Source organism: Flavobacterium sp. 270, assembly GCF_004368785.1.
In the GTDB taxonomy this organism is placed as follows: Bacteria; Bacteroidota; Bacteroidia; order Flavobacteriales; family Flavobacteriaceae; genus Flavobacterium.
Genome location: NZ_SODM01000002.1, coordinates 396,118 through 421,427 on the forward strand (window position 1 = coordinate 396,118; position 25,310 = coordinate 421,427).

Here is a 25,310-nt window from a genome sequence, read left to right on the forward strand (position 1 = left end):
TGTTAAAATTTTAACTGTTAAATTTTTAGTTCAATTTAAAATTAATCTGCATTTTCTCTAATTCCTGCAATAATTCATTGGAAATCCTCACTTTTAGGCGTCGGCTTGGCATCGTTAATTTGGTTACAACCTTTATTTCTTCTACTTCATTTACTTCCTGAATTTTAGTCTCCTGAACGATGTCTTCGCCATCATTTTCGTCTTCAAAAACAGGATCTTCGGCTTCTTCAAAATCAGTTGGTGTTTCTACCGCTACTAAGCGCTTTACATTTTCTAATTCCATGATTTCAAAAGTTACAGAATTATCACCTTTATTAGCATTAAATAAAGCACTTAGATTATGAATAAATTCGGTTTGAAGATCTTTTACATTCAATAATAAAATCAACTTTTTAGCAAAAGCTTCCAAAATATCCTGCAATTGTCTGATTTCAACAAACTGCATTCTTGGGTCTGATTTTTTACCGGTATCTTGATTTACCCAGCCGTCTTTTATTAGAATTTTTAGAAAGGCAAAATTATTCTGAAGCAGGAAATGACGAAATTTTAGGTATTCTTCACCAAAAATCTTAAACTCATAACTTTCATCATAACCTTCTAAGTTGAATACCGCCCAGCCTTTTCCGTTCTTGGCTACACGATGCTGTACATTATTAATGATTCCGGCAAACGTTAGATTTTTTCCCACATATTCATTCATACTTTTCAACGCTTCCAATCGGGCATTACAGAAGTATTTCATTTCAAATCTAAAATCGTCGAGCGGATGTCCTGAAATGTAAATCCCGACAACTTCTTTTTCTTTTGCCAATTTTTCCATCGTGCTCCAGTCTTCACATGGCGGCACAACTGGCTCGGCAATCTGAACTTCACTGGCTTCTCCAAACAAACTTACCTGAGATGAATTTTCATTTTCCTGAAATTTCGATCCGTAACGCATCGCTTTTTCGTAGAATGTAATTCCGTCGCCATCATCGTGGAAATATTGGGCTCTGGTTGTTCCTTCAAAAGAATCAAAACCTCCGGCCAATGCTAAATTCTCAATCGCTTTTTTATTCGCAGCGCGCAAATCAATTCGCTTTGCCAAATCAAAAATCGATTTATATCTTCCGTCTTTTCTATTTGCTACAATCGTTTCTACCGCTCCGGAACCCACACCTTTAATCGCTCCCATTCCGAAACGAACAGCGTAATCATCGTTTACCGTAAATTTATAGTACGATTCGTTTACATCTGGCCCAAGAACCTGCAAGCCCATTCGCTTACATTCTTCCATAAAAAAGGAAACTTGTTTGATATCATTCATATTATTAGAAAGTACCGCCGCCATATATTCTGCCGGATAATGCGCTTTTAAATATGCCGTTTGATATGCAATCCAGGCATAACAAGTCGAGTGCGATTTATTGAAGGCGTAACTCGCAAATGCTTCCCAGTCTTTCCAGATTTTCTCTAAAACTTTCGCATCGTGACCTTTTGCAGAAGCTTGTTCTACGAACTTAGGCTTCATTTTATCCAGTACGTCTTTTTGTTTCTTACCCATCGCTTTACGCAAAACGTCGGCCTCACCCTTTGTAAATCCTGCCAAAGACTGAGACAAAAGCATTACCTGCTCTTGGTAAACTGTAATTCCGTAAGTTTCTGATAAATACTCGGCACAGGCATCTAAATCGTATTTGATTTCTTCGTCACCGTTTTTTCTTCTTACGAAAGACGGAATATACTCTAAAGGTCCCGGACGATATAATGCGTTCATTGCAATTAAATCTCCAAAAACCGTTGGTTTCAGATCCTTCATGTATTTCTGCATTCCGGGTGACTCGTATTGGAAGATTCCAACCGTTTCTCCTCTTTGGAAAAGCGCATACGTTTCTTCATCATCAATCGGGAAAGTATCCGGATCAAGATCAATATTAGTTCTATATTTTACCAGTTTAACGGTATCTTTTATCAGCGTAAGGGTCTTTAGACCCAAAAAGTCCATCTTCAAAAGACCAGCACTTTCTGCAACCGAGTTATCAAACTGTGTTACATATAAATCCGAGTCTTTTGCGGTGGTTACAGGAACGTAATTCGTAATATCCGACGGCGTAATGATTACCCCGCAGGCGTGAATTCCCGTATTACGCATCGAACCTTCCAGAATTTTTGCCTGTTGAATGGTTTCTCCAGCCAAATCATCTTCATTGGCAATGGCAATTAATTCTTTTACATTATCAAATTCATCAGATCGAAGGGCTTTTTTGACCTCATCTTCACTTTCTGAAATAAAACGCGCCAAATTCCATTTTGACGGCATCATTCCCGGAATCAGTTTTGCAATTCTATCCGCCTCAAATAAAGGTAAATCCAATACACGCGCCGTATCACGAATTGCCGACTTGGTTGCCATTTTACCATACGTGATAATCTGTGCCACCTGTTTTTGACCGTATTTATTGATTACGTAATCCATAACACGACCACGACCCTCATCATCAAAATCGATATCAATATCGGGCATCGATACACGGTCAGGATTTAGGAAACGCTCAAAAAGCAAATCGTATTTAATCGGGTCAATATTGGTGATTCCGAGACAGTATGCAACCGCAGATCCGGCTGCAGAACCACGACCCGGACCAACCGAAACGTCCATATTTCTGGCTTCGGCAATGAAATCCTGAACAATCAAAAAGTAACCCGGATATCCGGAATTCGAAATCGTTAAAAGTTCAAAATCCAAACGTTCCTGAATCGATTCTGTAATTTCGCCATATCTTTTTGCTGCACCAACCATAGTAAGATGTCGCAAATATTTATTTTCACCACGAACTCCGCCGTCAGCTTCATCTTCGGCAACTACAAATTCTTCCGGAATATCAAATTTAGGAAGCAATACGTCTCGATAAAGCGAATATCCTTCAACCTTATCTACAATTTCCTGAATATTTATAATGGCATCTGGAAGATCTGAAAAGAGCTTTTTCATCTCTTCTTCCGATTTAAAATAATATTCCTGATTCGGAAGTCCGTAACGATATCCGCGTCCGCGACCAATTGGCGTTGCTTGCTTTTCACCGTCTTTTACACACAGCAAAATGTCGTGTGCATTGGCATCTTCTTTATTTAAATAATACGTATTGTTTGTTGCAATTAATTTGACATTGTGCTTTTGTGAAAACTCAATCAGTGTTTTGTTCACACGATTTTCGTCTTCCTGATTGTGGCGCATTACTTCCAGATAGAAATCTTCGCCAAATTGTTCTTTCCACCAAATTAAAGCTTCTTCGGCCTGAACTTCACCAATGTTTAGAATTTTACTTTGAATTTCTCCATATAAATTTCCAGACAAAACCATGATATCTTCCTTGTATTGCTCGACAATTTTTCGGTCAATTCTGGGAACGTAATAAAAACCGTCGGTAAAAGCAATCGACGACATTTTTGCCAGATTGTGATAACCATTTTTGTTTTTGGCTAATAACACAACTTGGTTTCCGTTGTCTTTTTTAGATTTATCTAAGTGATTATCGCAGACATTAAATTCACAACCTACAATTGGTTTAATTTCGGTTTCTGTTGGTTCTTCACCAGCTTCAACCAAAGCTTTATTTTTTCCGGAAGCAGCTTTATTATGATTCATAACAGCGCTCACAAAGTGGAAAGCGCCCATCATGTTTCCAGTATCGGTCATTGCAACAGCTGGCATTCCATTTTTGGCTGTAGCCGAAACGATATTTCCAATTCCGATTGTGGATTGAAGAACCGAAAATTGTGTATGATTGTGTAAATGCGAATATTTTGCTGCTTTAAAATCTGCTTTTGCAGAATCTGAAACTACAGTTGGTGTTTCATCAACTTGTAAAGCTTTGATCTGCTCTCTGATTTTATCAGAAGCGGCTTTTAAATTGATATGTTTTAAACCAATTAAAGGAAATTCTCCTGGGTTCCTTTCCTGAAATTCCTTAAAATAATCTTTAGGAACACCAAGTTCTTCTTTGGTAAAAACTTCTCTTCTTATTAATTCTAAAAAACAACGCGTCGTCGCCTCAACGTCGGCAGTTGCGTTGTGCGCTTCCGCGAAAGGTTTATCGAAAAGATAACTGTGTAATTCTGTTAAGGTTGGAAGTTTGAATTTTCCTCCACGACCTCCAGGAAGTTGTAATAGTGAAGCCGTAACTTCGGTACAAGTATCTAAAACAGGCATTGAAGCCATAGGAGAATCAACACCCATTCTATGGAATTCAGCTCCCATAATATTGACGTCGAATCCTAAGTTCTGACCAACGATAAATTTGGTTTTGCTTAACGCGATATTGAATTTCTCCAAAACTTCGGCCAGCGTGATTCCGTCGGCTTCTGCCAATTCGGTAGAAATTCCGTGAATACGCTCGGCATCGTACGGAATATTAAATCCGTCTGGTTTTACCAAATAATCCTGATGTTCGATCAGCGTTCCCATTTCGTCGTGCAATTGCCACGCGATTTGTATACAGCGCGGCCAGTTATCAGAATCGGTAATGGGCGCGTCCCAGCGTTTTGGTAATCCGGTTGTTTCGGTATCGAATATTAAATACATATATTTTTATGGAAAAGTCAATTTTTAAATCCCAAATTCCAAAACTTTCTTATTGCAATTAACTGACAATATGGAACATAACTAAATGCGAAATGAAAAATGGAAGGAATTCAAATTTACGCTTTTTTTAGAGAAATAACGAAACGAAAGTTGTTAACAAAAGCACTTTTAACACCTTGGCAGAATGTAATTCGTAAAATTTTAAACACATAGAAACATAGGTCTTGGTTTTATAAAAAGAAGCTTGAAAAAAATCTAGATTTTTAACACATAGCTATGTGTATTCAAACAAGTGAAACGCCTTTGTTACGATTCTAAATCTATGTCTCTATGTGTTAAAACAACTGTACTCAAAGCACTTTAACTTTAAAAATCTTCGATTATTCATTTTGGATACTCATTGCACCAAAATGAACACTTTTAAACTTGACTGTATCCTGAACTTTGCTTCATCAAATTATAACAATTAAAAAATAATAATCATGAAAACAATTTTTATCACAGGAGCATCATCAGGTTTAGGAAAAGCAACAGCTAAATTATTTCAGGCAAAAGGCTGGAATGTAATCGCAACCATGAGAAATCCTGAAAAGGAAACAGAACTTTCTACTTTAGAAAATGTAACGCTTTTACCTTTAGACGTTACCAATTTTGAGCAAATTCAAAGTACCGTTAAAAAAGCTTTGGAATTAAGCGATATTGACATCGTTTACAACAATGCAGGCTATGGCTTAATAGGTCCTTTGGAAAGTCTTTCTGATACTCAAATCACCAAACAGCTTGACACTAATTTATTAGGCGTAATTCGTGTTACAAATGCTTTTATTCCTTATTTCAGAGAAAGAAAAAGCGGTTTATTTATTTCAACAACTTCTATCGGCGGATTACTTGCGTTTCCTTTAGGATCCGTTTATCATGCCACAAAATGGGGATTGGAAGGCTGGAGCGAAAGTATGGCTTATGAATTGAATCCGTTTGGAATAAACATTAAAACGGTTTCTCCAGGCGGCATCAAAACAGAATTTATTCACGGTTCTCTGGATACACGAACAAAACCAGAATACGAAGCCATGACCAACAATATGTTTGCAGGTGTGGATGCAATGCTTCAAATGGCCTCAACTCCAGAACAAATTGCAGAAGTTGTTTATGAAGCCGCTACAGACGGAAAAACACAGTTGCGATATGTGGCTGGCGAAGATGCAAAAGCGCTTTACAAACAAAGATTAGAACAAGGCGATGAACTGTTTCGCGAAGAATTTGGCAAACAATTCTTTGGTGCTTAATTTATTCGAATAGCTTTCAGACTTAAGAAATCTGAAAGCTATTTTTAATTTTTATACATTTATATCATGGAAAAGAAAAATAATAATCCTGCAAAAATTACGTCAATATCGCAATTTCATAGTTTGCTGAATCTGTCAAAACCGCTTAATCCTATGATTAGTCTGGTTGATAATACACAGCTGGTTGTAAGTGGCGATTTAGACAACAACGCTTTTCTGCTTGATTTTTATAAAATATCTTATAAGTTTTCTACTAATGGAAAAATAGGCTACGGTCAGGGTTATTATGATTTTAATGAAGGTGGTTTAATGTTTGCTTCTCCTAATCAGCTGATTTTTACGGATAACGAAGAAGGCGCGAAATATGGCGGCTTTACTTTACTTTTTCATCCCGATTTTATCCGCAATTATCCTTTAGGGAAAACCATAAAAAAATACGGTTTCTTTTCTTATGATACTAATGAAGCACTGCATCTTTCTGACCAAGAAAAAAACATTATTATTGGATTATTAACAAGCATTGATAACGAACTTCATACCGCTATTGACGAAATGAGTCAGGATGTAATTGTTTCTTATATTGATGTTTTACTTAATTACAGTAATCGTTTTTACAAACGTCAGTTCATTACCAGAAAAACAATCAGCCATGATTTATTATTGAAAGTTGAAGATACGCTGGACAATTACTTTAATAATTCCGAAAGCCTAAAAAAAGGCCTGCCAACAGTTGACTTTCTGGCTTCAAAAATTAATGTTTCTTCACATTATTTAAGTGACATGCTTCGAAATTTAACAGGGCAGAATGCACAGCAGCACATTCATTCTAAATTAATTGAAAAATCAAAAGACTTTCTGATTTCTACTAATCTTTCGGTAGCAGAAATTGCGTATCAATTGGGTTTTGAATATCCACAGTCATTTAGCAAATTATTTAAAAAGAAAACGAATCAAACTCCTTTGGAATTTAAAAATGCGTTAAATTAATATTTAAAATTATCCGTTCTATTGGATCAATTTTTCTCTTCGAATTCATAAAAAAACATAAAAAATCACTTCTTGGATGTCGTAGTATTTTAGTCTGTTTTTTAGGTCATAGAATGATTCTAAAAAGGCATTTTAGTGTTATAAATGAACAAATTTCTGCAAAATCAAAAAATAACAATTATTACTATTTTTATTCATTTTGTTACATTTTTTCAAAACAATTACTATATTTTATAGTGATTTTGAGATAAATTTGCAAACTATTAAAACAAAGAACAAACAAGCAGAACTAAATTTGAAAGAGAAAAACAAAATCAGTTTCTAAATCATTTTTCTGTCAAATTTGAATTCACAAAAGCCATTTCGCAATTTGTAATTTAGTTTGGGTATCGTATATAATGAAATATTGAAATTGACTGTTTTTTACCTTTTTTTAATTTTGCTTACCTATTATAATCAACAGGAATGGCTGTAGTTATAAAATTACAATTAAAAAAAAATAAAAATGAGTAAGACATTATTTGACAAAGTATGGGATTCACACGTTGTGCGTAAAATTGAAGATGGACCAGATGTGTTTTTTATTGACCGTCATTTCATTCACGAAGTTACGAGTCCTGTTGCTTTTTTAGGATTAAAATCAAGAGGCGTTAACGTTTTATACCCAGAACGTACTTTTGCAACTGCAGATCACAATACACCAACTATAAACCAGCATTTACCAGTTCAGGATCCATTATCTGCTAATCAGCTTCAAGCACTTGAAGACAATGCAAATGAATATGGAATTTCACACTGGGGATTAGGTCACCAAAAAAATGGAATTGTACACGTAGTTGGTCCTGAAAACGGAATTACTTTGCCAGGTGCTACTATTGTATGCGGGGATTCGCATACGTCTACTCACGGTGCTTTTGGAGCTATCGCTTTTGGTATCGGAACCTCTGAGGTTGAAATGGTGCTTTCTACTCAATGTATTATGCAGCCAAAACCAAAGAAAATGCGTATTAACGTAAACGGACAACTTAGTAAAGGTGTTGGACCAAAAGACGTTGCGCTTTATATTATTGCTCAATTAACTACTTCTGGAGGAACGGGATATTTTGTTGAATATGCTGGTGATGTTTTTGAAAACATGACTATGGAAGGCCGTATGACAGTTTGTAACTTAAGTATCGAAATGGGTGCTCGTGGAGGAATGATTGCTCCTGACCAAACTACTTTCGATTTCTTAGAAGGAAGATTATACGCTCCAAAAGGAGAAGCTTGGACAAAAGCTGTTGAATATTGGAAAACTTTAAAAACGGATGCTGATGCTGTTTTTGATGCTGAATTAAACATCAAAGCATCTGATATTGAACCAATGATTACTTATGGTACTAACCCTGGAATGGGAATTGGTATCACAAAACATATTCCGAACGCTAAAGAAGTTGAAGGCGGTGAGGAAACTTACAAAAAGTCTTTAGCTTACATGGGCTTCAACGAAGATGACGTAATGATCGGAAAACAAATCGATTACGTTTTCTTAGGAAGTTGTACAAACGGACGTATTGAAGATTTTAGAGCTTTTGCTGAAATTGTAAAAGGAAGAAAAAAAGCGGATAATGTTACAGCTTGGTTAGTTCCGGGTTCTCACGTTGTTGAAGCGCAGATTAAAGAAGAAGGAATTTTAGATATTTTGACAGAAGCTGGTTTTGTATTACGTCAGCCTGGATGTTCTGCATGTTTAGCAATGAACGACGATAAAGTTCCTGCTGGAAAATATGCAGTAAGTACTTCAAACAGAAACTTTGAAGGTCGTCAAGGTCCTGGCTCAAGAACGCTTTTAGCAAGTCCAATTATGGCTGCTGCAGCTGCGGTAACAGGAAAACTAACGGATCCGAGAGAATTGTTCTAGTCAATTTCAAAAATCAATTAAAATTGTTTTTAGGTTATAAAGATTTCATTCCAGAGAGAAAAATCTAAAATCTAAAATCCAAAAATCTAAAATTAAAATGGCATACGATAAATTTAATATACTTACAAGCAGCGCAGTTCCGTTGCCAATTGAGAACGTTGATACAGATCAAATTATTCCAGCTCGTTTCTTAAAAGCTACAAAACGTGAAGGTTTTGGAGACAACCTTTTTAGAGACTGGAGATACAACGGAGACGATACTCCAAAAGCAGATTTCGTTTTAAACGACTCTACTTACTGCGGAAAAATTCTTGTTGGAGGAAAAAACTTCGGTTCAGGATCTTCAAGAGAGCACGCTGCATGGGCAGTTTACGATTACGGATTCCGCGCTGTGGTTTCTAGTTTCTTTGCTGACATCTTCAAAGGAAACTGTTTGAATATTGGTGTTCTTCCAGTTCAGGTGAGCCCGGAATTTGCTGAAACAATCTTCAAAGCAATCGAAGCTGATCCTAAAACAGAATTAGAAATCAACTTACCAAACCAAACAATTACTTTATTGTCTACAGGTCAACAAGAATCTTTTGCTATCAACGGATACAAAAAGAACAATATGATCAATGGTTTTGATGATATTGATTATTTACAAAATATTAAAGGAGATATTCAGGCTTTCGCAGATAAACTTCCTTATTAATAGAAATCACATTCAGTCTATTAGACCCGACAGGTTTCAAAAAATCTGTCGGGTCTTTCTAAGTTAAATAAAAACACTTCCCAAAAAAATGAATGACAATAACATTGTAGTACCTAAATGGTATTCAGAAATCAAAAAAGATTCTGAAGCAATTTCGTTTTCAATGCCGTCAGATTTACAAACAGGAAGTTTTCTTCGAACATTAGTTGCAACCAAAAAAGACGGTCATTTTCTGGAATTAGGAACTGGAACCGGATTATCACTTGCGTGGATGATCGAAGGAATGAATGGAAATTCTAATTTAATTTCGATAGACAATTCATCAGAATATCAAAATATTGCAAAAAAGTATTTTCAGCAATCCAATGTTTCATTTGTTTGTGAAGATGCCGAAAAATGGATTTTAGATTATAAAGATTTAAAATTTGATTTGATTTTTGCCGATGCGTGGCCGGGAAAATATGTGGTATTAGAAGAAACATTAAACTTATTAACTTCTGGCGTCATTTATTTAATTGATGATATGTTACCGCAACCCAACTGGCCTAAAGATCACGATAAAAATGTCGAAAATCTTATTCAGGATTTAGAAAAAAGAAAAGACATTCAATTGACAAAAATGTGCTGGTCAACAGGCTTGATTCTGATAACAAAATTATAAAGCATAATTCGGCTTACTAATAAAGCTAACAATATAATGGAAAAAAGAAAAATTGAAATAATGGATACGACGCTTCGTGACGGTGAACAAACGTCTGGAGTATCTTTTTCTGCTGCAGAAAAACTGACCATTGCACAATTATTGTTGGAGGAATTAAATATTGATAGAATCGAAATTGCGTCAGCACGTGTCAGTGAAGGCGAATTTCAAGGCGTAAAAGGCATTATGTCCTGGGCCGAAGAAAAAGGATATACCAACCGAATCGAAGTTTTGACTTTTGTTGACGGCGGTCTTTCTATAGAATGGATGAAAAAATCGGGCGCTAAAGTTCAGAATCTTTTAACTAAAGGCTCTCTGAATCACCTTACGCATCAATTAAAGAAAATTCCGGAACAACATTTTTCTGAAATAGCTCAAGCTATTTCTTTAGCGAAAGAAAATAATATTGAAACGAATGTTTACTTAGAAGACTGGAGCAACGGAATGCGAAATTCTCCTGAATATGTTTTTCAATATTTAGATTTTTTGACAAAACAGCCTGTAAAAAGAATTTTACTTCCAGATACTTTAGGCGTTTTAATTCCGTCGCAGGCATTTGAATTTATTTCGAAAATTACAACAAAATATCCTAATACTCATTTTGATTTTCATGCTCATAACGATTACGATTTAAGTGTTGCCAATGTTATGGAAGCTATTAAAGCGGGAATAAACGGACTTCATGTAACCGTAAACGGAATGGGAGAACGTGCAGGAAATGCGCCTCTTGAAAGTACTGTTGCAGTTATAAATGATTATATGCCAGAAGTTAGCATCGGCATAAAAGAAACCTCTTTATATTCTGTAAGCAAACTGGTTGAGACTTTTACAGGCTACAGAATTCCTGCTAATAAACCAATTGTCGGAGATAATGTTTTTACACAAACTGCCGGAATTCACGCCGATGGTGACAACAAAAACAATCTGTATTTTAATGATTTACTTCCGGAACGTTTTGGAAGAAAAAGAAAATATGCGCTCGGAAAAACTTCCGGAAAAGCAAACATCGAAAAAAATCTTCAGGAACTGGGTTTAAAACTAAACAACGAAGATTTGAAATTGGTCACCCAAAGAATCATCGAGTTGGGCGACAAAAAAGAAACCGTTACCAAAGAAGATTTACCTTATATTATTTCTGATGTTTTAGACAGTCATACGTATCAGGATAAAATCACGATCGATTCTTATATGCTGGTTCATTCTAAAGGAATGCGTCCATCGACAACTTTATCTCTAAATTTAGATGGAGAAATAATCGAAGAAAATGCACAAGGCGACGGACAATTTGATGCTTTTATGAATGCGCTTTCGAAAATTTACAAACAAAAGAAATTAACTTTACCAAAACTGATTGATTACGCTGTAAGAATCCCGCCAGGAAGTAGTTCTGACGCTTTATGCGAAACCATCATCACGTGGGTAAATAACGGAAAAGAATTTAAAACCAGAGGTTTAGATTCAGATCAAACAGTTGCAGCAATCATTGCAACACAAAAAATGCTTAATATAGTTTCCTAAGCTTCTAAGATGCTAAGTTGCTAATGTTCGAAGATTTGCTGGAACTTAGAAGCTAAGTATCTTAGGAGCTTAGAGCCTTTAAAAATAATGCTAGGAAAAGCTTAGAATCTTAGCAACTCAGAACCTTAGAACCTTTTAAATAAAAAAGAATGAAATTAAACATAGCCCTTTTAGCCGGTGACGGAATCGGACCAGAAGTTATCAATGAAGCTGTAAAAGTATCGGATGCTATTGCACAAAAATTTGGACATGAAATTACGTGGAAACCAGCTTTAACTGGTGCTGCTGCAATTGATGCAGTTGGTGAACCTTATCCAGATTCAACACACGAAGTTTGTAAAAATGCTGATGCAGTCCTTTTTGGAGCGATTGGCCACCCTAAATACGATAACGATCCTTCTGCGCCTGTAAGACCAGAGCAAGGTTTGTTAAAAATGCGTAAAGCATTAGGTTTGTTTGCAAACGTAAGACCAACTTTTACATTCCCGTCATTATTAGATAAATCTCCATTAAAAAGAGAAAGAATCGAAGGAACTGATTTAGTTTTCTTAAGAGAATTAACTGGCGGAATTTACTTTGGAGAAAAAGGTAGAAAAGATAACGGAGACACTGCTTTTGACAACTGTGTTTATACAAGGGCTGAAGTACAACGTTTGGCTAAAAAAGGTTTCGAATTAGCAATGACCCGTTCTAAAAAATTATGCTGTGTTGACAAAGCAAACGTTTTGGAAACTTCTCGTTTGTGGAGAGAAACAGTTCAGGCAATGGAAAAAGATTATCCGGAAGTTACGGTTTCTTACGAATTTGTTGATGCTGTTGCAATGCGTTTGGTACAATGGCCAAACTCTTATGATGTATTAATTACTGAAAATTTATTTGGAGATATTTTAACAGATGAAGCTTCTGTAATTTCTGGTTCAATGGGATTAATGCCATCTGCCTCTATGGGAGCTGAGGTATCTTTATTTGAACCTATTCACGGTTCTTACCCACAAGCTACCGGATTAAACATCGCTAATCCAATGGCTACTATTTTATCTGCTGCTATGATGTTTGAAAACTTCGGACTGATGGAAGAAGGAAAAGCAATGAGAGATGCTGTAAACAAGGCTTTAGAAGCTGGAATAGTGACTGAAGATTTAGCTGACGGAGGCAAAGCATACGGTACTAAAGAAGTTGGTGACTGGTTAGCTACGAATGTATAATTAGTTAATTTTTGTTTCAGGTTTCAAGTTTCAGGTTACTACTGAAACCTGAAACTTGAAACAAAATAAACCTGAAACAAAAAAAAGGCGTCAATGAAAATTGACGCCTTTTATATATTTAGAAAAAAATATTAATATCCTCCTCTACCACCACGGTCATTTCCACCACGGTTGTTTCCGTAACCTCCGCGGTCATTTCCACCACGGTTGTTATTGAAGCTTCTTCTTTCACCTTCAGGTTTTGGTTCAGATTTATTAACCACAATTGCACGACCTTGAACAGTAGCTCCGTTCAATTCATCAATTGCTTTTTGAGCTTCAGCATCGTTTGGCATCTCAACAAAACCAAAACCTTTGCTTCTTCCAGTAAATTTATCAGTGATAATTTTAACTGAATCTACTGCTCCGTAAGCCTCGAAAGACTCTCTTAAATCTGCTTCCTCAATACTGAATGGAAGGCTTCCAACAAAAATGTTCATATGTACTTATTTATAATAATCTCACAAATGTAATCTTATTTTTCTCTAATCTACTATATATTAGCTTATTTATGTTTTTATTTTGATTTTTAAAAACATATTCTAATAAAACCTATTAGTTCCGAGATAAAAACTTAAAACTCAGCCGTAACCTGAACGGGTACTTTATAAAAAACACCTTCTGTAAAATTTACTTTTGGATTTTCAACATTTCCGGCGTCAGAATTAATTGCCGTAAATTTAAATGTTCCAGAAATGGTATTATTTTCACGATCAAATTCAGTAATTACAATCTGTCCGTTACCTTTATTTTTACCCGTAGAAAATGAAGCTAAATGTCCAGGTAATGCATTAGAATAAGAAGCTTTAGAAACCTCATCAACACCAAGATTATAAGTTTTAACAGCCAGAGAAGCCGTAATTAAAGTCACTTTTTCATAGCCCAAAGTTCCTTCTATAGTCATACTTCCATTGGTAGTCATATATGCAATATGATTTTGTGCTCGCCAAAAAACATTGTCTTTTAAGGTTTGAAATGCCGGATTATTAAATTTTACATCTTCTGTACACGAAGATATTATCAATAGTAACGGCAGAATAAACATCCATTTTTTCATAGATTGTGGTATTTGAAAAAAAATTCTAGGCAAAAATACCGTATTTAACAGAAATAAATAAAATTTGAATCAAAAAACAATTCATTTTTTAACCAAAAACATCACTTTGCCTATTAAATATAATTTTGAACGAACTATTCAGAAAAAAAATTATATCTTTGCGGCCTTAATTAATAGAGGTCGAGTACCTCAAAATTTAATCACACGATTATGTCAGTAAAAATTAGATTACAAAGACACGGTAAAAAAGGAAAACCTTTTTACTGGGTTGTAGCTGCAGATGCACGCTCAAAAAGAGATGGTAAATACTTAGAGAAAATCGGTACTTACAATCCAAACACAAACCCAGCAACTGTTGAGTTAAACCTTGACAGCGCAGTTAAATGGTTACACAATGGTGCACAACCAACTGATACTGCTAGAGCAATTCTTTCTTACAAAGGTGCTTTATTGAAACACCACCTTGATGGAGGTATTCGTAAAGGAGCTTTAACTCAAGAACAAGCTGATGCAAAATTAGCTGCTTGGTTAGAGGCTAAATCTGGAAAAGTTGATGCTAAAAAAGACGGTTTATCAAAAGCGCAAGCTGATGCTAAAGCTAAAGCTTTTAAAGCAGAACAAGAAGTTAACGCTAAACGTTTAGCAGCTGCAGCTAAAGCTGAGGCTGATGCTATCGCAGCTGCTTCTGCTACAGAAGAAGTTGCTGAAGTAGAAGAAGCTACAGAAGAAGCTCCTGCTGCTGAAGAGAATAACGAAACAACTGAAGCATAATTTTAGCCAGCGATAATGCGTAAAGAAGAATGTTTTTATTTAGGTAAAATCGCTAAAAAATTTAGTTTCAAAGGTGAAGTTCTGGCTTATTTAGACACAGACGAACCTGAGTTATACGAAAACCTGGAATCAGTGTTTGTTGAATGCAACAAACACTTGGTTCCTTTTTTTATTGAAACAAGTTCACTACACAAAAACGATTTCCTTAGAATTCGTTTTGAAGATGTAACTACCGAAGAAGAAGCCGATGCGCTTCTTGGAAATGGTATTTATCTTCCTCTTTCTATGTTGCCAAAACTTTCTGGCAACAAATTTTATTTTCACGAAGTTATTGGTTTTGAAATCGAAGATCAGCGTTTAGGCGTTTTCGGTAAAATTGCAGCTGTAAACGATACCACTGCACAACCTCTTTTTGAGGTTTTAAATGGCGAAGTCGAAATGTTGATCCCAATGATTGACCAATTTTTGGTAAAAATCGACCGCGAAAATAAAAAAGTCATCATGAACCTGCCGGAAGGGTTGGTTGAGATGTACCTTTAGTTTTAAATTCCAATTTTTTAAATTCCAAATTCCAACTTTTGAAAAGGAAATTCCAATAGAGAAATTCCAAATTCCAAGATTGCTGAGAATTGAATTTATACTTTTTTATTTTTGAAAGAAAAAGACTATTTTTTATCTTTTAATTTATCTTTATAATCTCAATTGGAATTTGGGATTTAAAAAGATTGGAGATTATTATGAGTAAACCATTTGATTTAGAAGAGCGAACTTTTTTGTTTGCTAAAGAATGCCGAAACTATATTAAAATTTTACCTAAAACAATTTCAAATATCGAAGATGGGAAACAACTCGTTAGATCTTCTGGTTCTGTTGGAGCTAATTATATTGAAGCGAATGAAAAACTTGGAGATAAAGATTTAATTTTCAGACTTAAAATAGCACGAAAAGAAGCAAAAGAATCTAAATTTTGGATTCGATTATTACACGAATTAAATCCTGAACAGAAAACACAATCCGAATCTCTTTTATTTAAAATTGAAGAATTACGAAAAATTCTATCAGCAATAATTACTAAAACATCAAAGTAATTAATCCCTATTTTAATATTATTTTTGCTGCTCATCATTTCCATTGGTATTTGGAATTTCTCTATTGGAATTTCCTTTTCAAAGTTGGAATTTGGAATTTAAAAAATTGGAATTTATTATATGTTTACATTCAAACAATTCTCTATAAAGCAAGACAAAACCGCAATGAAAATCGGAACCGATGGCGTTTTACTAGGCTCTTGGGCTCCCGTAAATCATAATCCGTTTAGTGTTTTGGATGTTGGTGCAGGAACTGGAATTATTGCTTTAATGCTTGCTCAGCGAACTCATGCCGAACAAATTGATGCTCTTGAAATTGATGAAGAGGCGTACGAACAAGCTGTAGAAAATTTTGAAAGTTCGCCTTGGGGAGATCGTTTATTTTGTTTTCATGCTGGTTTAGATGAATTTATTGAAGAACCAGAAGACGAATACGATTTGATTGTATCGAATCCGCCGTTTTATTCTGAAGATTATAAAACCGAAAATGAGCAACGTGATTTAGCCCGTTTTCAAGATGCCATGCCTTTTGAAGAATTGGTCGAAGCTGCCGATTTATTACTTTCTGAAAACGGAATTTTCGCTTTAATCATTCCTTTTAAAGAAGAAGAAAATTTTATCGCTTTAGCGAAAGAATCAGAATTGTATCCCGTTAAAATTACCCGCGTAAAAGGAACTCCAACTTCGGCTGTCAAACGCAGTTTGTTAGCTTTTAGCCGAAATGAAAATCCTCAAATCGAAATCGACGAATTGACTATTGAAATTGACAGACATGTTTACACACCAGAATACATTGAACTTACTAAAGAGTTTTACCTGAAGATGTAAATTGCTTTAGCTGAATGGTTTTATACTGTTTTTTATACCTGTTCAAAAACACTCTTAAACTGATACAAAATTCTTTCAATTAATCTTAAGTCTTCGGTTACGATTTCAGCGCTTCCTTTCATTTCCTGCTGAAAAGGAATTTGTTTTTTATACGAAGTCTGCAATCCGTTTGGAAGAGCGACATCTAATAATAAATTACCGTCTTTATCGGGAACTAAAGAAATATTCAGGATTTTACCGTATAAAACCCCAAATTCTCGGTCGGGAAAGTTAGCGAGTCTGATATTTACACGCTGTCCTACTTTTATTTTTCCAGAATTCAAGGCTGGCGCTTTTACTTTACCAACAAAACCATTTTTGGCATCGGGTATGATCGAGAAAACATTATCGCCGACGTTTATAGTTTGATTTTCTGTCCAGACCTGCAGAAAAGTAACAACACCGCTTACTGACGATTGTAAGGAATAGGCCAATTCCCAGTCTTTTATTACTTTTTTAAGCTGATAAAAGGACTGCGCCATGTTCCTTCCGAGGTTTACTTCTTCTTTAGTGCTGTTTACATGCGAATTCTGGCTCGATTTTGTATTATCGATCAAAGAGGACTTTAATTGAGAAATCGACGAAAGAAGACTCTTATAACCCTTCATCGCCTGAAGATAGCTTAATTTTTTGGCTTCCATTTCCTGAGCCGAAATAATGCCTTTGTTGAACAAGGTTTCAAAACGGCCGATTTCGTTTTTCTGAAGCTGTAATTCGCTTTCGTTGATGACTTTTTGTTGCTGCAGAATATCCAGTCGTTCTTTGATTTGGATTTTTTCTGAAACCTGTGCTCTGTTTTCAATTGCAAATGGCTGCAGGTCTTTGTTTAATTCCTGCGCCTGATAGTCTTTTTGAAAAACGGCATAAGCACTTTCAATTTCTCCTAATTGTTTGTTTTTAAGTTTCTCAAACGGAAACACTTTTTTAGGATCATTGATGTCATAACCGTCTACTATTTTTTTCAATAGAAAAACATCTTTGTAATTGGCCGTATTTTCAATAATAGCAAGTACGCTGTTTTTAGATACTAAAGATTTATCATGTACAAGAATGGCTTCAATTCTTCCCGATGATTTGGATACAATTTTCTCCGGCGGTATATTGGTTGTGATAACAATTTCTGTATTTACAACATCTGGATATTTGATAAACCACGATACAAAAAACAGCATTACAATGATAACAAATATCAGAACTGTTCCCCAGCGGATCATCCAGTGCGGTACTTTGGTGAGAATGTCCTGAACTTCTTCACTTCTTAATTCGAATGTGGTATCTTCTGCCATGATCAGTTTCCTAATTGTAATTGATTTTTAACGAGCTCAAAATAATTCCCTTTCTGCTCTACTAGTGCAGAATGACTTCCAATTTCGATGATTTTTCCTTTATCTAAAACCACAATCTGATCGGCATTCATTACGGTGCTTAATCGGTGCGCGATTACAACGACAGTTTTGTCTTTGAAGAAAATATCCAGCTTTCGCATAATTTCTTTTTCATTGTTTGCATCTAAGGCTGAAGTAGCTTCATCAAAAAACAATATTTCGGGATTTTTGTACACGGCTCTGGCTATCAGCAGACGCTGTTTCTGTCCTGTGCTCATACCGGTTCCCTCTGCTCCAATTTTGGTGTTATAACCCAAAGGCAGTTCGCTGATATATTCTTTTATATTGGCAACATCTGCAGCATAAACTAAACGTTCTTTATCTACTTTGTCAACTCCAATGGCGATATTATTGGCAATAGTGTCGCTAAAAATAAAGCCTTCCTGCATAACGGCTCCAATGTTAGCACGCCAGGCTTTCTGCGAGATATTTTTGAGCTGTGCATTTCCGATCGTAACTTCTCCTTTTTCGGGTTCATAAAACTTAAGAAGCAGTTTCATCAAAGTGGTTTTTCCGCTGCCGCTTACCCCTACTATTGCCGTTACTTTATTTGCTGGAATGGTTAAAGTCAGATTGTCTAATACCGGAATATCAGATCCTAAATAGCGGTAAGAAAGGTTTTTGATTTCAATATCTTCATCATAAGGAACATCACTGCTCTGATGGGTTTCCTGCTGGCTTTCATCTTCTTTTTCGTGAATTTCAGATAATCTTGCCAGTGATATTTTAGCATCCTGAAGTTCTCTCACAAATTCAATTAATTGCGTAATAGGTCCGTTTAAACTGCCTACGATTGAACTGATGGCAAGCATCATCCCTAAAGTTATCGAACCGTCTATAACGAGTTTCGCTGACAGGAATATGATGAAAATATTTTTTAATTCGTTGATAACAGAAGAACCAATAGTTTGTGTCTGTTCTAAAACCAATCCTTTTATCGAAACCCTAAAAAGCCTTGCCTGTACATATTCCCAGCCCCAGCGTTTTTGTTTTTCGGCATTGTGGAGCTTGATTTCCTGCATGCCGTTGATGAGTTCCATTACTTTGCTCTGTTCCTGTGAAACTTCGGCAAAACGTTTGTAATCCAGTACTTCCCTTCTTTTTAAAAAAAGTGTAATCCATCCAAAATACAGAAGACTTCCTGCAAAAAACACAAAGAATATCTTCAGATTAAAATAAGCTAATACGCCACCCATCACAAACATATTGACAACTGAGAATAAAACATTCAGAGATGATGTGGTCAGGATTTTTTCGATACGGTGATGGTCGTTTATACGCTGCATAATATCGCCTGTCATCCGCACATCAAAAAACGAAATTGGAAGGTTCATCAGTTTTATAAAAAAATCTGAGATCAGCGATATGTTTATTCTGGTGGAGAGATGGAGCAATATCCAGCTTCTGATAAGTTCTAAACCAGTTCTTCCTGCAAAAAGAAATAACTGCGCAAAAAGTATTAAATAGATAAAATGAATGTTCTGGTTTTGTATCCCAACATCTACGATACTCTGGGTTAAAAACGGAAAAATAAGCTGTAATAAACTGCTGGCAAGAAGGCCGATACTCAGCTGCATTAAAAAGGATTTGTAACGCAGTACATACTGCGACAAAAGTTTAAATCCTAAGCCTTTGTTTTCTTCTTTATCAAATTCTGACTGAAAAAATTTTGGGGTTGCTTCGATCAATAAAGCAATTCCTTCTTTTGTAGATTCGTCTGCATTATTACCGATCCAGAATTTTATAAAATCTTCTTTATTATATTCGATTAAACCAAAAGCGGGATCAGAGATATAATATTTATCTTTTTTTATTTTATAAAGTACTACATAATGATCTTTATTCCAATGAAGTATACACGGAAGAGGAGCTTCTTCTAATCTGGAAACGGATAATTTTACACCCAGGGTTCTAAAGCCAATTTTTTCGGCTGCATCACTCAAAAAAAGCAGATTACTTCCTTCACGAGTTGTTTCACTGCTGTCTCTCAACTCCTGAATATGGATTGTTTTACCGTAATGTTTCGCAATTATTTTTAAACATGTCGGACCGCAATCTTTATGATCTGCTTGTTTATAATGTGTGAATTTTTTCACTTTATTTTGATTTATTCAAGAGCAATTTAAGAATAAATTTTCTTCTTGGTACATAAAAAAACAGAGAAGATATATATCTTCTCTGTTAGGTATTTAAAAACGTATTTATTTATAATACAATTTCTCAAGGATGTGGCACTTGGTTAACCCTAACCAAATAAAATTAACCCAGTGCCCTTGCTCCTTAGAATCCCTACACCAATCATCAATGTGGGGAAATTGCTCAATGTTCCACGATTGAGCGCCTATACATTCAAAAAAAACATGACTAAATTCTAAATAAGGCTTTATCGTATTACTTTATAAAAGTTTAAAATCAGCAGCAAACACGGCTCGAATCACAAATGCCTGGTAAAGTATTTGTGGGACATAAACCGCCGTTTGGTATTAAAATGCATCCAGCTTCTATAGCATAAACCCAGCAATCAGGTATTCCTCCCTTGATTGTTTTCTGTTCATTTTTACTAATATTTTGAACATCTACCAGATTTAAAATCTTCTTTAGCATAAACAATACCATTTTAATAGTAACAGAGTAATTTTATTTCTCTGTTACTATTTTAATTACTCAAATTAGCAAGCATTATATTTATCAGCAGCAGCATTATTGCAATTTAGCTCTGGTTGTCCTTCGCTAATTTTTATTTGCTCTGCTTTGGTCAATTTTTTAGTGTCTTTATTTTTTAAAAATTTTTCTAACATTGTATTAAATTTTTATTGTTGCTTTATTTTCTAAAATCAGTTTTGGTTTAACAGCTTCCTACGTAACTAACCGGAACACAACTCCAGTAAGAAGGAACAGTACCAAACTCTGTACATCTTTTTGCTTTAAATCCATCTTCACAAATTGGTGCATTGCCACCAATAATTGTTTTTTGTTCACTTGCAGTTAATTCTACTGCACCTTTCAATTGTAAAATACTTTTTAACATAATCGCAGGTTTTTAATTTAGGTTTGGGGAGATAATTCTTTTTATGCTGTTTTTTCTAATACTTCTTCTACATCTTCCATAAAGTCATTTAAGAAGTATTTTAGTTCGCTCAATTCATATTCGTTAGGGAATAATCTTTCGTTTACAATTTTAACGGGCGTGTAATTAAAATTATTTTTAGAACACCACTCGTACTGTTTTTGTATTTCCTGATTAATCATCATACTCACAGAATCTACATGCCATTTTTTGAGCCATTTTTTAAGACCCATTCTTTTTATATACCAATCTGAAATCGCTTCTACAGTTTTTCCAGGTGTTGCTCTATTTATGGTTAATAATCTTTCGACAATAACTTTGTACGGATTATCATTATTTTCTGGATTGATATTAAACAAAACATTCAAAAATATTTTATCAGGATATCTTAAAACCAAATCAAATGCTTCTTGAAATGTTTTATAACAATGTCCGCAGCTTGGGCTGATGATGATCGAAAGCTTAGCCACAGCATTTTTATTTCCAAAAGTCAAACCTCTTAAATCATCAAATCCTTTTGGATAGATTACTTTTTTGGATAAGAAATTCAACAATGAATAATTTCTTTTAAATTTTTTCAGCTCTTTTAAAGAGTTATCGTTGTCTAATATATTTCTCAACATCGACTTAATTACGGCCCATATTGGGATAAAAAGGATGAAAGAAAACAAGAACGGGAAAATCGTATTAAAAGTAAAATTCAATGTAAACAAGTCTGATGAAAACCAAATAACGCTTTGTGTAAAAATCAAAAATGAAACTACCAGACACATTACACACCATTTTTGAATCTCAAATTTTTGAATCCAGATTGAGCATACGATAATCGGGATTGATAATAGACTTAAAAAGCCCACAAAAACAGATGATGCAAAAGGCTGAATTAATAATGCTATAACACTAGAACTGAAAAACAGTAATGGTAAGTCTGAAAAATTAACCCATTTATTATTGCCTTCATCAAAATTTAAAACCGAATTACAAGATGAGTTGATACTTAAATTACAAAATCTTGAAATAACACTATTTTTAACTCCTAATTTCTCTTGTACGATAAAAAAGCTAACAACCAATCCTATAATTGATGTGGTTAAAAAAACCATGCTGAATAAACTATAAGTATGATAGAAAAATGATAATCCGGTTAAAAGCAAAAGAGGCAGAAAATATTTTACCCAATTGTATTCAACTTTCAAATTTTCTCTTGCAACAACATTATTAGGTTCAATTGCAACAATTACTCCATTCCAATCTAAAAGGAAATTTTCGTAAGTCATTTTTAAGCCGCTTTTTTTGCTTGTATTAATACGAACAAAATTTTTCGCCTTTTCTACCAATATTAATTCGTCTTTAAAATATGCCAAAAAATTTGCAGGCAAATCAACAATCTGCTCTTTCGAAACTCTTACTGCTGCGTTCTCAATCGAAAGCAAATCAAAAGAATCTGTAATAGCAAATAAGCTAGGATAATTTGGATGAGAAAGAAACAAATCTTTAAACTCATTTTTTATATCCGAGTATCTGTTTATTTGTAGAAATTTTTGGACAAGTTTTAACATCGTTATGGACGCTTTAAAATCATAATTACAGTACAAATATTGGTGTTTTTATTGGAAAAAAACATGCAAAGGCACACATTTTATTAATTATACCACATACAATTTATAAATTATGCCAGTCATAGGCAATGCGTTAATTTATTGGATATCAATTAATTAACCTCAATGTTTTCAAAAAAAAAGCTTAAAAACCTCATTTCCGATTAAAGGTTTATCTTTTTCTCTAGTTTTGATAAAGAAAGAACCTCATTACGCTTTGTCGTAAAAAAAACAAGCTGACAAGCTGTAAATTCTGAGGCTTAGAATTGATGTAAAATCAATAAAAAAGACAAATTAAAATAGAGTTTACAAGCTCTAAAAATCAAAAATTCATCTTATAAACAAATCTTAAATACACATTAAAATGAAAAAAAAGGCATTAAAATTTCAAGATTTTCAAAATGAAGAGTTGTCTAAAAAACAACAAAAAACGGTTAGAGGCGGTGACGGAGATGGTGAGCCAAAAGATCCAGGAAAAAACGGCGGAAATGGAAATAATGCTGAAGAAGAAGCACAAAGAATTTATTTAAATAAGATATAACTTAATTATAGAATCATTATGAAAAATATAAACGTAAAATTTGAAGAATTCGAAAACGAAAAATTATCAAAAAAACAACAAAAAACAGTTAGAGGCGGAGGCGGAGATGGCGAACCAAAAGATCCAGGGAAAAATGGTGGAAATGGAAATGGCTAAAAATTCACCTCAATATATAATATAGTAACAACCACTAAAAAATCCAAATCATGAAAAATATAAACACAAAATTTGAAGAATTCGAAAACGAAAAATTATCAAAAAAACAACAAAAAACAGTTAGGGGCGGAGACGGAGATGGTGAGCCAAAAGATCCAGGGAAAAATGGTGGAAACGGAAATGGTTAAATTTGTTTTTTGAAAGCATGATAAGAGTACTGAATAATCACAGTACTCTTATTTATTAAATATTATTTGCAAACTGAGCTGGCGATACTCCAGTTCTTTTGCGAAATGATTTTGCAAAAGATACCGCATTTTTAAAACCAACACTTTCGGCAATCGCCTGAGTAGAATATTTACGATATAAGTGATTAGTAATCATCTGATTAATCACATAATTTATCTTAAGTTCATTAGAATATTCACCAAAAGACTTACCAAATCGCTTGTTTACAATATAGGATAAATAAGTTGTATTTGTTTTTACTTTTTTGGCCACATAAGTCAATGTAAAATCGGCATTTAAATATTCTAGTTTTTCTTCTAAAGCCAGCAATTTTTCGACAATTTTATTCTCTTTTGCCTCATCAATAGTCAAATTGGCATTTTCTTTCTTTAGGCTAATGTCTTCTGGTTCCGGAACTTCAATTACTTCTATTGGTAGTTCGATTTCTTTCTTCTCTAAATTAGCTTTAAACTCTTCGATCAAAGCATTCATTTTTTTATGAGCCTTGTTCTTGTCCCGTATATTTTTAACCAACAAAAATACTATTCCAACCACAAGTAAAACATAGAATACCTTTAATGCTTTGTTCCAAAAAACTTCATATTTGTATTTTTCCTGGATATCGAGCATTTCATCTCCCAGATTTTCAACACCTAATTTATAATTAACCTCAACTGCCTCATCTCTTAACTTTCCTTCAAATTGTTCGTAAGCATCCAGATAAATCTTAGAATGTTTATACGCCAATTCGGGTTCATTTTTTAGATTATAAATCTTCGCCTGAAGGTAATTTGATTTTAAGAAATTATTATTTTTTAATTTTTCCTTTGCAGCAAGAGAATCAACTCTTTTAAAAAAAACTAAAGCTTTATCGTATTTTTTCATGGCAAAATACAAGTCTCCCAAATTGTAAGTTGCAAGTTGAAGAATGCCTATATTATTATTTTGCTTAGAAGAAAAAATAATATCATAATATACTTTCTCTGCATTTTGATAATCATTTTTAATAAAATAGATATTGCCCAGACTTAACTTGGCAGTAATCTTATTATCTGTGAATTTTTGAGAAAATGTAATGGCTCTTTTATAGAAATATTCAGCTGAATCTAACAGGAATCTTTTGGTTTGGTTTTTCATATAATAACCTTCATAGGAGTTTCCTAAGTTGGTATACATGTTACTCTTACTATTCTGAAATTGATCTTTTTCGTACAAATTTTCATTTTTATCCAGAAAATTGTTGTTTTGTTTCAGAATTCTAATAGAAAGTTGATAGTTACCAACTTCCTCATTAAGCAGCGCAATGTTGCTTTTAAATTTTATGATTTGAATAGCATCGCCAATTTTGGCAGACAGTTTTATTCCGTCCTGATAACTGCTGAGAGCCCTGCTAAAATTGCCTCTCTTCCACTCTGTCAGACCTTTGTAATTATTTATATAAGAATTTAATTTTGTTTTTTCATCAGACTCTGGCATTTTTTTTAAATACTTAATTGCCAAAGCGTATTTTAGGTCAGAAGTTGCTTTATCTCCTTTTAGTTGATATAAATACGAAGCCGCAGCATTGGCAAATGCCAAGTGCTTATTATTCTCCGATTGCAGCATTTGATCTGCATATTTGAGACCTTGATCCAAATCTGAGTTCATGCTAAATCGAATTTT

At 34.3% G+C, this 25,310-nt stretch carries 24 protein-coding genes; 15 read left to right on the forward strand and 9 right to left on the reverse strand.

The window, feature by feature from the left end:
- Positions 1–25: 25 nt before the first annotated feature.
- Positions 26–4,561 carry a DNA polymerase III subunit alpha gene (gene dnaE, locus EV144_RS09075; protein ID WP_134148158.1) on the reverse strand — a complete coding sequence of 1,512 codons (4,536 nt, stop codon included), beginning with the start codon at positions 4,559–4,561 and terminating at the stop codon, positions 26–28.
- 482 nt (positions 4,562–5,043) lie between these two features.
- On the opposite strand from dnaE, the gene EV144_RS09080 reads away from it, so the two are divergent.
- The 7 genes from EV144_RS09080 (at position 5,044) to leuB (ending at position 12,851) form a co-directional block, all read left to right on the forward strand.
- The gene (locus EV144_RS09080; protein WP_134148159.1) at positions 5,044–5,847 is read left to right on the forward strand and encodes an SDR family oxidoreductase; all 804 of its coding nucleotides are present in this window, start codon (positions 5,044–5,046) and stop codon (positions 5,845–5,847) included.
- A gap of 66 nt (positions 5,848–5,913) precedes the next feature.
- Entirely contained in the window at positions 5,914–6,834 is a 921-nt protein-coding gene (locus EV144_RS09085; RefSeq protein ID WP_134148161.1) for a helix-turn-helix domain-containing protein, read from the forward strand.
- Between the two features lie 505 nt (positions 6,835–7,339).
- Complete coding sequence (leuC, locus tag EV144_RS09090; protein WP_057121561.1) at positions 7,340–8,734, forward strand: 3-isopropylmalate dehydratase large subunit; 1,395 nt, start codon at positions 7,340–7,342, stop codon at positions 8,732–8,734.
- A 97-nt stretch (positions 8,735–8,831) separates the two neighbouring features.
- A complete protein-coding gene (gene leuD, locus EV144_RS09095; RefSeq protein WP_134148163.1) occupies positions 8,832–9,428 on the forward strand; it encodes a 3-isopropylmalate dehydratase small subunit in 597 nt (198 codons plus the stop codon).
- A gap of 88 nt (positions 9,429–9,516) precedes the next feature.
- Positions 9,517–10,089 carry an O-methyltransferase gene (locus EV144_RS09100; protein ID WP_134148164.1) on the forward strand — a complete coding sequence of 191 codons (573 nt, stop codon included), beginning with the start codon at positions 9,517–9,519 and terminating at the stop codon, positions 10,087–10,089.
- Between the two features lie 36 nt (positions 10,090–10,125).
- Entirely contained in the window at positions 10,126–11,646 is a 1,521-nt protein-coding gene (locus EV144_RS09105) for an alpha-isopropylmalate synthase regulatory domain-containing protein (protein WP_134148166.1), read from the forward strand.
- A gap of 149 nt (positions 11,647–11,795) precedes the next feature.
- Positions 11,796–12,851 carry a 3-isopropylmalate dehydrogenase gene (gene leuB, locus EV144_RS09110; protein WP_134148168.1) on the forward strand — a complete coding sequence of 352 codons (1,056 nt, stop codon included), beginning with the start codon at positions 11,796–11,798 and terminating at the stop codon, positions 12,849–12,851.
- 131 nt (positions 12,852–12,982) lie between these two features.
- Here leuB and EV144_RS09115 read toward each other — a convergent pair whose 3' ends face one another.
- Entirely contained in the window at positions 12,983–13,330 is a 348-nt protein-coding gene (locus tag EV144_RS09115) for an RNA recognition motif domain-containing protein (protein WP_134148170.1), read from the reverse strand.
- A gap of 134 nt (positions 13,331–13,464) precedes the next feature.
- Positions 13,465–13,947 carry a DUF6252 family protein gene (locus EV144_RS09120; RefSeq protein WP_134148172.1) on the reverse strand — a complete coding sequence of 161 codons (483 nt, stop codon included), beginning with the start codon at positions 13,945–13,947 and terminating at the stop codon, positions 13,465–13,467.
- A 210-nt stretch (positions 13,948–14,157) separates the two neighbouring features.
- Here EV144_RS09120 and EV144_RS09125 point away from each other — a divergent pair, with 210 nt between their 5' ends.
- The 4 genes from EV144_RS09125 (at position 14,158) to EV144_RS09140 (ending at position 16,634) form a co-directional block, all read left to right on the forward strand.
- Positions 14,158–14,718: a 30S ribosomal protein S16 gene (locus EV144_RS09125; protein ID WP_134148173.1), complete on the forward strand. Its 561-nt coding sequence runs from the start codon at positions 14,158–14,160 to the stop codon at positions 14,716–14,718.
- Positions 14,719–14,733: 15 nt separating this feature from the next.
- Positions 14,734–15,258 (forward strand): ribosome maturation factor RimM, encoded by a 525-nt coding sequence (rimM, locus tag EV144_RS09130; RefSeq protein WP_134148174.1) that lies wholly within the window; start codon positions 14,734–14,736, stop codon positions 15,256–15,258.
- Between the two features lie 197 nt (positions 15,259–15,455).
- Positions 15,456–15,806, forward strand: a complete 351-nt coding sequence (locus tag EV144_RS09135; protein WP_134148176.1) for a four helix bundle protein — start codon at positions 15,456–15,458, stop codon at positions 15,804–15,806.
- Between the two features lie 120 nt (positions 15,807–15,926).
- On the forward strand, positions 15,927–16,634 hold the full coding sequence (locus tag EV144_RS09140; protein ID WP_134148178.1) for a tRNA1(Val) (adenine(37)-N6)-methyltransferase: 708 nt from the start codon (positions 15,927–15,929) through the stop codon (positions 16,632–16,634).
- 32 nt (positions 16,635–16,666) lie between these two features.
- Here EV144_RS09140 and EV144_RS09145 read toward each other — a convergent pair whose 3' ends face one another.
- From EV144_RS09145 to EV144_RS09160, 5 genes are all read right to left on the reverse strand, one after another.
- On the reverse strand, positions 16,667–17,959 hold the full coding sequence (locus EV144_RS09145) for an HlyD family secretion protein (RefSeq protein ID WP_134148179.1): 1,293 nt from the start codon (positions 17,957–17,959) through the stop codon (positions 16,667–16,669).
- A gap of 2 nt (positions 17,960–17,961) precedes the next feature.
- A complete protein-coding gene (locus EV144_RS09150; protein WP_134148181.1) occupies positions 17,962–20,154 on the reverse strand; it encodes a peptidase domain-containing ABC transporter in 2,193 nt (730 codons plus the stop codon).
- A gap of 573 nt (positions 20,155–20,727) precedes the next feature.
- The gene (locus EV144_RS24410) at positions 20,728–20,856 is read right to left on the reverse strand and encodes a hypothetical protein (RefSeq protein WP_262712221.1); all 129 of its coding nucleotides are present in this window, start codon (positions 20,854–20,856) and stop codon (positions 20,728–20,730) included.
- Positions 20,857–20,903: 47 nt separating this feature from the next.
- Positions 20,904–21,086: a hypothetical protein gene (locus tag EV144_RS09155; protein ID WP_134148183.1), complete on the reverse strand. Its 183-nt coding sequence runs from the start codon at positions 21,084–21,086 to the stop codon at positions 20,904–20,906.
- A 41-nt stretch (positions 21,087–21,127) separates the two neighbouring features.
- A complete protein-coding gene (locus EV144_RS09160) occupies positions 21,128–22,684 on the reverse strand; it encodes a vitamin K epoxide reductase family protein (RefSeq protein WP_134148185.1) in 1,557 nt (518 codons plus the stop codon).
- 403 nt (positions 22,685–23,087) lie between these two features.
- Here EV144_RS09160 and EV144_RS24280 point away from each other — a divergent pair, with 403 nt between their 5' ends.
- Genes EV144_RS24280 through EV144_RS09175 form a run of 3 tightly spaced genes read left to right on the forward strand, consistent with a single transcriptional unit; the run spans position 23,088 to position 23,608 of the window.
- A complete protein-coding gene (locus tag EV144_RS24280) occupies positions 23,088–23,264 on the forward strand; it encodes an rSAM-modified peptide (protein WP_208326844.1) in 177 nt (58 codons plus the stop codon).
- 18 nt (positions 23,265–23,282) lie between these two features.
- Positions 23,283–23,420 (forward strand): rSAM-modified peptide, encoded by a 138-nt coding sequence (locus EV144_RS09170; RefSeq protein ID WP_134148187.1) that lies wholly within the window; start codon positions 23,283–23,285, stop codon positions 23,418–23,420.
- 50 nt (positions 23,421–23,470) lie between these two features.
- Positions 23,471–23,608: an rSAM-modified peptide gene (locus EV144_RS09175; protein ID WP_134148188.1), complete on the forward strand. Its 138-nt coding sequence runs from the start codon at positions 23,471–23,473 to the stop codon at positions 23,606–23,608.
- Positions 23,609–23,663: 55 nt separating this feature from the next.
- Here the strand turns inward: EV144_RS09175 and EV144_RS24455 are convergent, their stop codons facing one another.
- Positions 23,664–23,921, reverse strand: a complete 258-nt coding sequence (locus EV144_RS24455) for a helix-turn-helix domain-containing protein (RefSeq protein WP_410501176.1) — start codon at positions 23,919–23,921, stop codon at positions 23,664–23,666.
- Between the two features lie 169 nt (positions 23,922–24,090).
- On the opposite strand from EV144_RS24455, the gene EV144_RS24460 reads away from it, so the two are divergent.
- Complete coding sequence (locus EV144_RS24460; RefSeq protein ID WP_410501177.1) at positions 24,091–24,150, forward strand: hypothetical protein; 60 nt, start codon at positions 24,091–24,093, stop codon at positions 24,148–24,150.
- Positions 24,151–25,310: the final 1,160 nt, after the last annotated feature.